General features: G+C 69.0%; 11 protein-coding genes. 7 read left to right on the top strand and 4 right to left on the bottom strand.

Features of this window, described 5'->3' with window-relative positions; genetic code table 11:
- Positions 1-385: 385 nt before the first annotated feature.
- The 5 genes from AB0436_RS01305 (at position 386) to AB0436_RS01285 (ending at position 4,839) form a co-directional block, all read left to right on the top strand.
- On the top strand, positions 386-952 hold the full coding sequence (locus AB0436_RS01305) for a TraR/DksA family transcriptional regulator (protein ID WP_366465564.1): 567 nt from the start codon (positions 386-388) through the stop codon (positions 950-952).
- 85 nt (positions 953-1,037) lie between these two features.
- Entirely contained in the window at positions 1,038-1,679 is a 642-nt protein-coding gene (lspA, locus tag AB0436_RS01300; RefSeq protein ID WP_366465563.1) for a signal peptidase II, read from the top strand.
- 58 nt (positions 1,680-1,737) lie between these two features.
- Positions 1,738-2,679 carry an RluA family pseudouridine synthase gene (locus AB0436_RS01295; protein ID WP_365855515.1) on the top strand — a complete coding sequence of 314 codons (942 nt, stop codon included), beginning with the start codon at positions 1,738-1,740 and terminating at the stop codon, positions 2,677-2,679.
- Positions 2,679-3,155, top strand: a complete 477-nt coding sequence (locus AB0436_RS01290; protein ID WP_366465562.1) for a GNAT family N-acetyltransferase — start codon at positions 2,679-2,681, stop codon at positions 3,153-3,155. Before AB0436_RS01295 ends, AB0436_RS01290 begins: the two co-directional genes overlap by 1 nt.
- A 100-nt stretch (positions 3,156-3,255) precedes the next feature.
- A complete protein-coding gene (locus tag AB0436_RS01285) occupies positions 3,256-4,839 on the top strand; it encodes a Na+/H+ antiporter (RefSeq protein WP_366465561.1) in 1,584 nt (527 codons plus the stop codon).
- Positions 4,840-4,882: 43 nt separating this feature from the next.
- On the opposite strand, the gene AB0436_RS01280 is transcribed toward AB0436_RS01285, so the two are convergent.
- The gene (locus AB0436_RS01280) at positions 4,883-6,031 is read right to left on the bottom strand and encodes a mechanosensitive ion channel domain-containing protein (RefSeq protein WP_366466110.1); all 1,149 of its coding nucleotides are present in this window, start codon (positions 6,029-6,031) and stop codon (positions 4,883-4,885) included.
- A 9-nt stretch (positions 6,032-6,040) separates the two neighbouring features.
- Between AB0436_RS01280 and AB0436_RS01275 the strand changes: the two genes are divergently transcribed.
- Positions 6,041-6,610: a dienelactone hydrolase family protein gene (locus tag AB0436_RS01275; RefSeq protein WP_366465560.1), complete on the top strand. Its 570-nt coding sequence runs from the start codon at positions 6,041-6,043 to the stop codon at positions 6,608-6,610.
- 41 nt (positions 6,611-6,651) lie between these two features.
- Here AB0436_RS01275 and AB0436_RS01270 read toward each other — a convergent pair whose 3' ends face one another.
- From AB0436_RS01270 to AB0436_RS01260, 3 genes are all read right to left on the bottom strand, one after another.
- Positions 6,652-7,461, bottom strand: a complete 810-nt coding sequence (locus AB0436_RS01270) for a thioredoxin domain-containing protein (RefSeq protein ID WP_366465559.1) — start codon at positions 7,459-7,461, stop codon at positions 6,652-6,654.
- A 46-nt stretch (positions 7,462-7,507) separates the two neighbouring features.
- The gene (locus tag AB0436_RS01265) at positions 7,508-8,200 is read right to left on the bottom strand and encodes a hypothetical protein (protein WP_366465558.1); all 693 of its coding nucleotides are present in this window, start codon (positions 8,198-8,200) and stop codon (positions 7,508-7,510) included.
- A 63-nt stretch (positions 8,201-8,263) separates the two neighbouring features.
- Positions 8,264-9,589 carry a DUF2252 domain-containing protein gene (locus tag AB0436_RS01260; protein WP_366465557.1) on the bottom strand — a complete coding sequence of 442 codons (1,326 nt, stop codon included), beginning with the start codon at positions 9,587-9,589 and terminating at the stop codon, positions 8,264-8,266.
- 181 nt (positions 9,590-9,770) lie between these two features.
- Here AB0436_RS01260 and dnaE point away from each other — a divergent pair, with 181 nt between their 5' ends.
- Positions 9,771-13,307: a DNA polymerase III subunit alpha gene (gene dnaE, locus AB0436_RS01255; RefSeq protein WP_366465556.1), complete on the top strand. Its 3,537-nt coding sequence runs from the start codon at positions 9,771-9,773 to the stop codon at positions 13,305-13,307.
- Positions 13,308-13,368: the final 61 nt, after the last annotated feature.

Genomic DNA, 13,368 nt, shown 5'->3' with positions numbered 1-13,368 from the left:
GGGGTGATCTTCACATCGCGCCTGCCTCCGGGCTCGCACCGTCCCCGGATCGCTGATGGCCGCCTGCGACGCTACTCGTCCCATCCATGCCGTTCGCTGGGCCCAGTGTACGGGCCGGTGCGATGGGTATCCCACCGCTTTTCGTGCGGCCGCGCCGGGTCGGGCCCTTGGTCCGAATGGCCACTCGGATTCCGCCGTGGCCCGGGCGGCTTCGTGGCGGCGGATTACCGGGCGGGGAGCTGGGCACAACGGATGGAGGCTTTCCTTGTCGCGGCGGTGAGGGCGGCTGACCGGGCGGCGTGCCCGGTTGCCGCCGAGCGCATGTCGACTTATCGTCCCAGGACGGCTTGCGCGCAAGATCACAAAATGTGAAGGGGCCGCGGCCATGGTGGCGAAGCAGGCCGCAGCCGCGGCCCAGGGGGCGGCTCAGGCCGCGGAACAGACGGGAGCCAAGACGGTGGTTGCGAAGAAGACTGCTGGCCGTACTACGGCGGCCAGGAAGCGTGCTGCCGCGTCGGCACCCCCCAAAGCAGGGGTGGCGGCGCCGGTGGCACCGGGTGAGCTGCCGGTACGTCCCGGCGAGGACCCCTGGACCCCGGAAGAGGTCGCCGAGGCACGCGCCGGGCTGCAGAGCGAGGACGCCCGGCTGGAAGCCGAGATCGCCTCGGCCGAGACGGCGCTCGCCGGGCTGATGCGGGACTCCGGGGACGGCGCGGGCGACGACCAGGCCGACACCGGTACCAAGAACATCACCAGGGAGAGCGAGCTGGCGCTGGCCGCCAACGCCCGCGAGATGCTCGAGCAGACCGAGCGGGCCCTGGAGCGACTGGACGCGGGCACCTACGGGCTCTGCGAGAACTGCGGCAATCCCATCGGGAAGGCCCGCATGCAGGCCTTCCCGCGCGCCACGCTCTGTGTGGAGTGCAAACAGAAGCAGGAGCGCAGGTATTAACAGGCGCCTGAGCAGGTGCTGAGGGTTTCCGGTACCGGTGTGTCGTACCCTCGTTCTCAGTCAGGTACTAGGGCGAGGGACTCACGTGGCAGAGGCGGAGCGCATCATCGGTACGCCGGACACCCCCGAGGCCGCCGGGGCGGGGCCGGAGCGGTTCCCCGAGGAGCGGCAGGCCGGGGCTCAGCCGTCCGGTGAGGAGCTGTCCGCAACGGACGGTACGGCGGACGCCGAGCGGCCCCGGGGCAGGCGCAAACTCCCGGTGCTCTTCGCCGTGGCGGTTTTCGCCTACCTGCTCGACCTGGTCAGCAAGACGATCGTGGTCGCCAAGCTGGAGCACCACGCACCGGTCAGCGTGATCGGTGATGCGCTGAAGTTCGAGGCGATCCGCAACCCCGGCGCCGCCTTCGGGGTGGGCGCGGCCTTCACCGTGATCTTCACCTGCATCGCAGCGGTGGTGATCTTCGTGATCGCCCGGCTGGCCCGCAAGCTCTACAGCGTGCCCTGGGCCATCGCCCTGGGGCTGCTGCTCGGCGGGGCACTGGGCAATCTCACGGACAGGATCTTCCGTTCACCCAGTCCCTTCCAGGGCGCGGTCGTCGACTTCATCTCCGTCGCGCACTTCTCCGTCTTCAATCTCGCCGACTCCGCGATCTGCTGTGGTGGGGTCCTGATCGTGCTGCTCTCCTTCAGGGGACTGGACCCCGACGGCACGCTGCACAAGGACTGAACGCACGCGACCACCTCTCGCGGACCGGCGGACGCCGGGGGCAAGGCATACTCGACGCGTGAGCACAGTTCCCGATATCCGCACCCTGCCCGTTCCCGACGGCCTGGAGGGCGAGCGCGTCGACGCCGCCATCTCGCGCATGTTCGGGTTTTCCCGTACCAAGGCGGCCGAGCTGGCCGCTACGGGAAAGGTGCAGGTCGACGGGTCGGTGGTCGGCAAGTCGGAGCGGGTTCACGGCGGTGCCTGGCTGGAGGTCGTGATGCCCCAGGCGGCCGCTCCGGTGCAGATCGTCGCCGAGCCCGTGGAGGGCATGGAGATCGTCCATGACGACGACGACATCGTGGTGATCGTGAAACCTGTCGGTGTCGCCGCCCATCCCAGCCCCGGCTGGACCGGCACCACCGTCATCGGCGGTCTCGCCGCCGCCGGATACCGGATCTCCACCTCGGGCGCGGCGGAGCGCCAGGGCATCGTGCACCGGCTGGACGTCGGTACGTCCGGGCTGATGGTCGTCGCCAAGTCCGAGCGTGCGTACACCCTGCTCAAGCAGCAGTTCCGGGAACGCACGGTGGACAAGCGCTACCACGCACTGGTGCAGGGCCACCCGGATCCGATGAGCGGCACGATCGACGCCCCCATCGGTCGCCACCCCCAGCACGACTACAAGTGGGCCGTGACGGCCGACGGCAAACCGTCCGTCACCCACTACGACCTGATCGAGGCGTTCCGGGCGGCCTCGCTGCTCGACATCAAGCTGGAGACCGGGCGCACCCACCAGATCCGGGTGCACATGTCCGCCCACCGGCACCCCTGTGTCGGCGACCTCACCTACGGCGCCGACCCCACCATGGCCAAGCGGCTGGGGCTGACACGGCAGTGGCTGCACGCGATGCGGCTGAGCTTCGAGCACCCGTCGGACGGCCGCTGGGTGGAGTTCGAGAGTGCGTACCCGGACGACCTGCAGCACGCGCTGGACGCGATCAGGGCGGAGAGCGAGTGATGCCGGTCACAGATCGTCAGGTGCGGGTCGTCTCCGACCCGGCCGGCCTCGCCGCATGCTTCGCGGTGCGCAAGGCGGTCTTCGTCGACGAGCAGGGCGTGCCCGCCGACATCGAGTACGACGACCACGACGCGGACGCGGTCCACGTGCTGGCCGAAGGCCCGGAAGGACCGATGGGCACCGGCCGGCTGCTCCTGCCGGGCCCCGCCGCCCCGCACGCCTCAGCGGGCTCCGGTGCCGGCACCGTCGGCTCACTCGGCAGGCTGGCGGTCACCGCCGCGGGCCGCGGCCGGGGCATCGGCGCCGCGCTGGTGCGGGCGATCGAGGGCGCCGCGCGGGCACGCGGGCTGACCGCGGTGGACCTGCACGCGCAGACCCACGCACTGGGTTTCTACGAACGCCTGGGGTACGAGGCGTACGGACCCGAGTTCCCGGACGCCGGAATTCCGCACCGGGCGATGCGCCGCACCATCTGAGACGGCACCGCGGCCGGGCCCCGTTGAGCGATTCGCGGCGTCTGCCATGGCACCCTTGGGCCCTGATCACCAGGTATTCGATCGGCTCGGAGGGTGTCCCGTGGACCAACTGGCGCTGCTGCTCGCGCTGTTGATCGGCGCGGTGATCTCGGTGCCGATCGGGGAGCGGCTCGGGCTGCCCGCGCCGGTTCTGATGACGCTCGCCGGGATCGCTCTGGCGTTGCTGCCCTTCGTGCCGAACGTGCAGGTCCCCTCGGATTTCATCCTTCCGCTGGTGCTGCCGCCGCTGCTGTACGCCGCGGTGCAGCGCACCTCCTGGCGGCAGTTCACCGCGAACATCCGGCCGATCCTGCTGCTCGCCGTGGCGCTGGTCTTCGTGACGACCGCGGCGGTGGCCACCGTGGCGAGCGCGATCGTGCCGGGTCTGCCGATCGCCGCGGCCGTGGCGCTCGGCGCGCTGGTGGCCCCGCCCGACCCGGTGGCGGCCACCGCCGTCGCGGGCTCCATCGGCCTGCCCAGGCGTCTGGTCTCCATCCTGGAGGGCGAAGGGCTGTTCAACGACGTGACCGCGATCGTGCTGTACCACGTGGCGATCGCGGCAGCCGTCACCGGGACGTTCTCCTGGCCGGTCGCGGCCGGCCGACTGGTGCTCTCCGGGGTGGTGGCGGTGGTGGTCGGTCTGGTGCTCGGCTGGCTCACCAACAAACTGCTGGGACTGCTTGACGACACCACCCTGCAGATCGGGCTGACGCTGATGGTGCCGTTCGTCGCCTATGTGCTCGCCGAGGAGCTGCTGGGTTCGGGCGTGCTCGCCGTCCTGGTGACGGCGCTCTCCCTCGCCGAGCACACGGCCGACGCCGACGACGTACGGGGCCGGCTCGAGGGCAACGCGTTCTGGAGCATCGTCGACACCCTGGTCACCGGAGTGGCCTTCGGACTCATCGGCCTCGAACTGCACGTGGTCTTCGGATCGGCCACCGCACATCTCGGCCGGATGATCAGCTGGGGCGCCGTGATCGTGGCGGTGGTCGTCGGCGTACGCCTGCTCTATCTGCTGCCCGCCACCTGGCTGGCGAAGCGACTGCACCGGCTGAACCTGCAGGAGGACATCCCCACCAGCTGGCGCGAAACCGTCGTGATGTGGTGGTCCGGAATGCGCGGGGTGGCGTCCGTGGCCCTGGCGCTGGCCATTCCGACGACCAAGGACAACGGAGATCCGTTCCCCGGCCGCGGTGAGATGATCTTCATTGCGTTCGCCGTGATCATGGTCACCCTGGTCTTCCAGGGGCTCAGCCTGCCCTGGCTGGTGAAGCGGCTCGGGGTCCGCTCCGACACCGATGCCGAACGCGAACTCGAGCGGAGCCTGGCGATCCGGGCGTCCAAGGCGGCCAGACGCCGGCTCAAGGACATCCAGGAGGTCGAGGAGCTGCCCGAGGACGTCCTGGAACGGATGTCCCGCAGCGCGTTCGAGATCGGCGTCCGGATCAGCCCCGACATGGTCGACGAGGAACGGCACCAGGCGTACCTGAAGCGCGCCGAGCGGCTCAAGTCCGTCCAGCGGATCCAGCGCGAGATGATGTCCGCCGCCCGCCACGAGGTGCTCTCCGCCCGGAACGAGCCCGGCTCCGACCCCGAGATCGTCGACCGGGTGCTGCGCCACCTGGACGTGCGCAGCCTGCGCTGAACACGGCCGCGCCGCCTCCCGTCAGGGCGCCCGGAAGCGGGTGTCAGCCCTGCCCGGTGCGTAGGGACCCGTTGTGCTTGGACCCGTTGTGCTTGGAGCCGTTGTGCTTGGACAGGTCCGGCCCGGGGTCGGCCCGTTCGGCCGCGGGGCCGGTGGAGATCCGCGGCAGCGCGTAGGGGTGCCGGTCGCACAGCCAGGCGATCAACTGCTCCCGCACCGCGCACCGCACCGTCCAGATGTCGTCCGCGTTCTTCGCGGTGATCACGGCACGGACCTCCACGGTGCTCGGCGTGCTGTCGGTGACCGCCAGCGACCAGTTCCGGCCGTCCCAGGCCGGGCACTCCCGCAGAATGTCGCGGAGCTTGTCGCGCATCTGCGGAACCGGGGCCGAATGGTCCAGCTGGAGGTAGACGGTCCCGGTCATCTCCGCGCCACCGCGCGACCAGTTCTCGAAGGGCTTGCTGGTGAAGTAGGAGACCGGCATGGTGATCCGGCGCTCGTCCCAGGTCCGGACGGCGAGGAAGGTCAGGGTGATCTCCTCGACCGTGCCCCACTCACCGTCCACCACCACGGTGTCCCCGATCCGCACCATGTCGCCGAAGGCGATCTGCAGCCCGGCGAACAGGTTGCCGAGAGTCGACTGGGCTGCGACACCGGCGACGATGCCGAGAAGTCCGGCGGAGGCTAGCAGCGAGGTGCCCGCGGCCCGCATCGCGGGGAACGTCAGCAGCATGGCGGCGACAGCCACCGTGCCGACGATCGCGCTCACCACCCGCTGGATGAGGGTGACCTGGGTACGCACCCGGCGCACCCGGGCCGGGTCGCGGGTGGAGGCGGCGTACCGGGCATACGACGAATTGACGATGGCAGCGGCGATATGTACCAAAAGCCACGCGGCGGACCCGATCAGGATCAGCGTCAGCAGCCGTCCGATCCCCACCTGGTGTTCCTGCAGCCACGCTATTCTCAGCTGGTCGTACGAGCCGCGGAGCAGCGCCACGCAGAGCATGACCTGCAACGGGAACCCGCAGCGGCGCAGCATCCCCCACAGCGGGGTCTCACGGTGGCGCGCGTCGGCCCGCCTGAGCATCCGGTCGACCAGCCACCCCACCAGCAGGGTGAACCCGACCGAGCCACCGAGAACGATCAGGGGGCGCAGCACATTCTCCGTGCCCCCGAACGTATCTGGCACGATGGCCACGTGAACATCATCCTTTTCCATTCGACGTACGGATTGCGACCGGCGGTCGGCGCGGCGGCCGAGAAGCTCCGCGAAGCCGGCCACCAGGTGCGTGTGCCCGATCTTTTCGACGGCAAGACTTTCGCCACCATCGAGGAGGGAATGGCGTTCAAGGAGGAGCTCGGTTCCGAGGAACTGCTCAAGCGCGCCGTCACCGCCTCGGCCCCCCACTCGGACCAGGGGCTGGTGTACGCGGGATTCTCGCTCGGCGGTTCACTCGCACAGAATGTGGCCCTGGCCGACGAGAAGGCCCGCGGGCTGCTGCTCCTGCACGGCACCTCGGACATCGCCGAGGACGCGTCGGTGGACGAGCTGCCCGTACAGCTGCATGTCGCCGACCCCGATCCGTTCGAGTCGCACGACTGGCTGACCGCCTGGTACCTGCGGATGCAGCGGATCGGGGCCGATGTGGAAGTGCACCGCTATCCGGGCGCCGGCCACCTCTACACCGACCCCGAGCTGGCCGACTACGACGCCGAGGCCGCCGAGCGGACCTGGCAGACCGCGCTCGGCTTCCTCGACAGCCTTTAGGTCCCGGGAAGCCGTCCGGAAGCCTTTCGGTTCGCGGACCCTCAGGCCTTGAGCGCCGTGTCGAGTGCGGTGTTGAAGTCCGCGACCGTCATGGGAGCGTTGTCGCTGCCCGCCTGGGTGAGCTTCTTGCCGTCCATCTTGAGGGTCGGCGTGCCGGTGACGCCGCTCTTGTCGAACTTCGCGGACATCTTCATCGCCCACGCGTCGTAGGTGCCGTTCTTCACGGCCTTCTGGAAGGTCGCGTTGCCCTTCAGCGCCGGCACGGTCTGTGCGACCTTGATGAGGTACGCGTCGTCCTTGAACTTGTCGGTGGTCTCGTCCGGGTGCCACTTCGCGGAGTACAGCGCGGTCTTGTAGGCCATGAAGGCGTCGGGGCTCACGTTCAGCGCGGCGCCCAGCGCGCTCAGCCCGTTCTTCGAGCCCTCGCCGCCGTTGTTGTCGATGAACGTGGCGCCGATGTACTGGATCTTGAACTTGCCGGCGTCGAGGTCCTTCTTGACCGTCGGCCCGACCGCCTGCTCGAAGCTGGCGCAGATCGGGCAGCGCGGGTCCTCATACATCTGCAGCGTCTTCTTGGCGGAGGCCTTGCCGATGGTGACTGTGGTGCCGTCGCTGCCCGAGGTGTTCTTCGGCGCGACGACCTTGGCGTCCTTCGCCGCTTCCCACTGACCCGGCTTGTTCGCCTGCATGATGCCGTACCCGGCGCCGGCGGCTATCGCCAGCACGACGACGATGGATCCGGCGACGATGAACTGCCGGCGGACCTTGTCCTTCTTCGCCTGCCGCTCGCGCTCGGCGCGCAGCCGCTCGCGGGCGGCAGCCTTGTTGGCCTGGCTGTTGCGTGAACTCATGGTGATGCACTCCGATGGGGACGTGTGGTGTACGGGACTGTCCTGCTCAGGCGAGGGAGAGAGCCGGGCAGGGTGGTCCGCGCAGTCCCACGGAGTGCACCAGGAGCCGGTCGCGCGAGGTGCGCGGCCGGGAGGTGGGAAGGGCCGCGCAGCGTACGGTGCCGAGCCCCGCGGTGACCACCGCGACGGCGACCAGCAGCGGCCGGAAGGCGAAGGCGCCCACCGAGCGCAGCAGCGCGGCCAGTGCGCGTTCGCCGTTGCGCAGCCAGCACGCGGCCAGCAGTCCGACCGTCACATGGGCGCCGAGCAGCAGCCACGGCAGGGCCGGGTCGGGGGTGTCGAACAGGGCGGTCGCCGCGGCCCTGCCGGGGCCGGCGACGGAGGCCAGCGGCGTACCGACGTCGTGGCCGCCGCCGCAGAGCACGTCCACCCCGACCGAGCGCAGCGCCCCGGTGACCGGGCCGCCCGACGGGCCGTAACAGACCTGCTGACCGGTCGTGAAGACCGTGTCGGCGGCGAGCTCCAGCGGGATCAGTACGGTCGCTATCGCCCCGAAACCGCGCTCCCGGCCGGCCAGCGCGAAGGCGACACCGAAGACGCCGGCCGACAGCAGGGCCACGGTGGTCAGCGGCAGAGGGACCTGGGAGAGCAGTACATGGGACGCAGCGGAGAGGGTCACGACGAGCGCTGTGAAAAGCGCCGCGCGAACCGCTCTGAGCTGCGTCCCGGATATGTCCATCGGGCCCGAGTGTGCCATGGGTCTCGGTAAACGCCTCTTAAAGACCCATGAGATCCGGTGAGATCACAGGCCGGGGATCCGTCCATTGCGGAACAAGTCGACGAAGATCTGATGGTCGGCCCGGGCCCGCGCGCCGTAGGTGTGCGCGAAATCGACCAGCAGTTTGGCGAATCCCGCCTCGTCGGCCGCGATCGCCGCGTCGATGGCCCGCTCGGTGGAGAACGGCACCAGCGAGTGCCCGCTCTCGTCGTCCGCCGCCGCGTGCATGGTCGCGGTGGCCCGTCCGAGGTCGGCTACGACCGCCGCGATGTCCTCCGGGTCGTCGATATCCCCCCAGTCCAGGTCCACCGCGTACGGCGAGACCTCGGCCACCAGCTGGCCGGTCCCGTCCAGTTCCGTCCAGCCCAGCCACGGGTCGGCGGCCGCCTGCAACGCCCGCTGCGAGATCACCGTGCGGTGTCCCTCGTGCTGGAAGTACTGCCGGACCACGGGGTCGGTGATGTGCCGGGAGACTGCCGGTGTCTGCGCCTGCTTCATGTAGATGATCACATCGTTCTCGAGGGCGTCGCTGTGCCCTTCGAGCAGGATGTTGTACGACGGCAGCCCGGCCGATCCGATGCCGATGCCCCGCCGGCCGACGACGTCCTTCACGCGGTAGGAGTCGGGGCGCCCCAGGCTGGACTCGGGCAGCGTCTCCAGATAGCCGTCGAAGGCGGCGAGGATCTTGTAGCGGGTGGCGGCGTCCAGTTCGATGGCGCCCCCGTCGGAGCTGAAGCGCCGCTCGTGGTCCCGTATCTCGGTCATCGAGTCGAGCAGCGAGAAGCGGGTGCGGGACCGGGCCGAGCGCAGCGCGCCGAGCAGCGCGCCGTCGGCGGTGTCCAGCATGAAGGGGGGCACGTCGTCGTCCTTGGCTCCGGTGGCCAGCACGTGGACGCGCTCGCGGTAGGCGGCCGCGTAGATCCGCACCAGCTCGGTGATCTGGTCGTCGCTCAGCGCCTTGGCGTGGCCGATCAGCGCCAGGGAGGCGGCGAAGCGCTGCACGTCCCAGGTGAACGGACCCACGAAAGCCTCGTCGAAGTCGTTCACGTTGAAGATCAGCCGGCCGTTGGCGTCCATGTAGGTGCCGAAGTTCTCCGCGTGCAGATCCCCGTGCACCCAGACCCTGCTGGTGCGCTCGTCCAGATACGGGCCGCCGTCCGCGGTGTCCCGCAGGTCCTCGTAGAAGAGACAGGCCGCGCCCCGGTAGAAGGCGAAGGCCGAGGCGGCCATCTTCCGGAACTTGACCCGGAAAGCGGCCGGATCGGCGGCCAGCAGCTCGCCGAAGGCGGTACCGAAAACGGCGAGTATCTGTTCGCCACGCTGCTCGACGCTGGGCTGCGGGACCGACATCGCGGGGTGCCTCCTGGTACATGACAAATGGGACAGGTGTTCCGTACGGCTCAACGCACGAGGAAGGCGCTGAGTGCCCGTGTGCCCCTTGGGCTGTCGGACCGCCGACGTAGAATTCCAGACTGATCGCATTTGTCCCGCCGACCCGTCCTGCCACGCAGATCGTCCGGAGGTACGCACCGTGGCCAAGCCGCCCTTCACGCATCTGCACGTCCACACCCAGTACTCGCTGCTGGACGGTGCCGCGCGGCTCACGGACCTGTTCGATGCCTGCCACGCGATGGGCATGTCGCACCTCGCCATCTCCGACCACGGCAACCTCCACGGCGCTTACGACTTCTTCCATCAGGCGAAGAAGGCCGGCGTGACACCGGTCATCGGCATCGAGGCGTACGTCGCCCCGGAGTCCCGGCGTAACAAGCGCAAGATCCAGTGGGGCCGGCCGCACCAGAAGCGCGACGACGTGTCCGGCTCCGGCGCCTACACCCATAAGACGATCTGGGCCGCCGACAGCACCGGTCTGCACAACCTCTTCCGGCTCTCCTCCGACGCGTACGCCGAGGGCTGGCTCACGAAGTGGCCGCGGATGGACAAGGAGACCATCGCCCAGTGGTCCGATGGTCTCATCGCCTCCACCGGCTGCCCCTCCGGCGAGGTACAGACCAGGCTGCGGCTCGGCCAGTTCGACGAAGCGGTGCAGGCGGCCTCCGACTACAAGGACATTTTCGGCGGCGGCAGGTACTTCCTGGAGCTGATGGACCACGGCATCGAGCTCGAGCGCCGGGTCCGCGAAGGCCTCCTGGAAATCGGCAGGAAGCTCGGCATCCCTCCGCTGGTCACCAACGACTCGCATTACACCTACGCGCACGAGGCGGCCGCGCACGACGCCCTGCTCTGCATCCAGACCGGCAAGAACCTCACCGACCCGGACCGCTTCCGTTTCGACGGCACCGGCTACTACCTCAAATCCACCGACGAGATGTACGCCATCGACTCCTCGGACGCCTGGCAGCAGGGCTGCGCCAACACCCTGCTGGTCGCCGAGCAGATCGACCCCGACGGCATGTTCGTCGAGCGCGGCCTGATGCCCGGGTTCGACGTCCCCGAGGGGTTCACCGAGGTCAGCTGGTTCCGCGAGGAGACCATGCGCGGGATGGCCCGCCGCTACCCGAACGGCATCCCCGAGGACCGGCGCAAGCAGGTCGAGCACGAAATGCGGGTCATCATCGAGATGGGCTTCCCCGGGTACTTCCTGGTGGTCGCCGACTTCATCATGTGGGCCAAGAACAACGGCATCCCGGTGGCCCCCGGCCGTGGCTCCGCGGCCGGGTCGATCGTCGCGTACGCCCTGGGCATCACCGACCTGGACCCGATCGAGCACGGCCTGATCTTCGAGCGCTTCCTCAACCCCGAGCGCGTCTCGATGCCCGACGTCGACATCGACTTCGACGAACGCCGGCGCTCCGAGGTGGTCAGGTACGTCACCGAGAAGTACGGCGCCGACAAGGTCGCCATGATCGGTACCTACGGCAAGATCAAGGCCAAGAACGCGATCAAGGACTCGGCCCGCCTCCTCGGTTACCCCTATGCCATGGGCGACCGGCTCACCAAGGCGATGCCCGCCGACGTCCTGGGCAAGAGCATCGATCTCAACGGCATCACCGACCCCCGGCATCCGCGCTACGGCGAGGCGGGCGAGATCCGGGGGATGTACGAGAACGAGCCGGACGTGAGGAAGGTCATCGACACCGCGAAGGGCGTCGAGGGCCTGGTCCGGCAGATGGGCGTGCACGCGGCGGGCGTGATCATGTCCAGCGAGACGATCACCGACCACGTACCGGTCTGGGTCAGGCACACCGACGGCGTGACCATCACGCAGTGGGACTACCCGAGCTGCGAATCGCTCGGCCTGCTGAAGATGGACTTCCTCGGCCTGCGCAACCTCACGATCATGGACGACGCCGTCAAGATGGTGAAGGCCAACAAGGGCATCGATCTCGAGCTGTTGAGCCTCCCGCTGACGGACCCCAAGACCTACGAGCTGCTCCGCCGCGGTGACACGCTCGGTGTCTTCCAGTTCGACGGCGGCCCGATGCGCGCGCTGCTGCGCCTGATGAAGCCCGACAACTTCGAGGACATCTCCGCCGTCTCGGCCCTGTACCGGCCGGGCCCGATGGGCATGGACTCGCACACCAACTACGCGCTGCGCAAGAACGGCCGGCAGGAGATCACCCCGATCCACCCGGAGCTGGCGGAGCCCCTCAAGGAGGTCCTCGGGGTCACCTACGGCCTGATCGTCTACCAGGAGCAGGTGCAGAAGGCCGCCCAGATCATCGCCGGCTACTCACTGGGCGAGGCCGACGTCCTGCGCCGGGTGATGAGCAAGAAGAAGGCCGACGAGCTGGCGAAGAACTTCGTCCTGTTCCAGGAGGGCGCCAGGAAGAACGGCTACTCCGATGCGGCGATCAAGGCGCTGTGGGACGTCCTGGTGCCGTTCGCCGGCTATGCCTTCAACAAGGCGCACTCGTCCGCCTACGGTCTGGTCACCTACTGGACCGCCTATCTCAGGGCCAACTACCCGGCCGAGTACATGGCGGCGCTGCTCACCTCGGTGTGTGACGACAAGGACAAGTCCGCCGTCTACCTCAACGAGTGCCGTCGCATGGGCATCAAGGTGCTGCCGCCCGACGTCAACGCATCCGAGGCGTACTTCACCGCCCGGGGCGACGACGTGATCCTCTTCGGTCTCACCGCAGTCCGCAACGTCGGCGCCCACGTCGTCGACTCGATCGTCAGCTCGCGCCGGGCCAAGGGGAAGTACACGTCCTTCCCCGACTACCTCGACAAGGTCGACGCGGCCGCCTGCACCAAGCGCGCCACGGAATCGCTCATCAAGGCAGGCGCCTTCGACGAGATGGGGCACACCCGCAAGGGCCTCACCGCCCGGTTCGAGCCGATGATCGACGCCGTGGTCGCGGTCAAGCGCAAGGAGGCGGAGGGGCAGTTCGACCTCTTCGGCCGCGGCGAGGAGGAGAGCGTCGAGCCCGGCTCCGGACCCGACGCCGAGTTCTCCGACACCGAGTGGGAGAAGTCGTATCTGCTCGCCCAGGAGCGGGAGATGCTCGGCCTCTACGTCTCCGACCATCCGCTTTTCGGCCTGGAACACGTCCTGTCGGACAACAGCGACGCGGCGATCGCCCAGTTGACCGGCGGCGAGCACGCCGACGGCGCGGTGGTCACCATCGGCGGGATCATTTCGGGACTTCAGCGCAAGATGACCAAACAGGGCAACCCCTGGGCGATCGCGACCGTCGAGGACCTCGCGGGCTCCATCGAGTGCATGTTCTTCCCCGCCGCCTACCAGCTGGTCTCGACCCGGTTGGCCGAGGACGCCGTGGTGTTCGTCAAGGGCCGCCTCGACAAGCGGGAGGACGTCCCGCGGCTGGTCGCCATGGAGCTGCGGGTCCCGGATCTGTCGTCGGCAGGCACCGACGCGCCCGTGACGATCACCATCCCGACCGTGCAGGTCACTCCGCCCATGGTCAGCAGGCTCGGCGAGGTCCTCTCCCACCACCGGGGCAACGCGGAAGTACGGATCAAGCTCCAAGGAGCCGGGAAAACCACGGTGCTCCGGCTGGACCGGCACCGGGTGCGGCCGGACCCGGCGCTCTTCGGCGATCTGAAAGTGCTGCTCGGCCCGGGCTGCCTGACGGGCTGACCCGCTCGGCCCCTGCCCCGTCCGGCCCGGTCCGGCTCGCGGTAACGCCCGAGGGGCGCGC

The sequence above is a fragment of the Streptomyces sp. NPDC051322 genome (genome assembly GCF_040689485.1).
Taxonomy (GTDB): Bacteria; Actinomycetota; Actinomycetes; order Streptomycetales; family Streptomycetaceae; genus Streptomyces.
The sequence above is the reverse complement of the archived record's forward strand: the minus strand, read 5'-3'. Positions and strand labels throughout refer to the sequence as shown.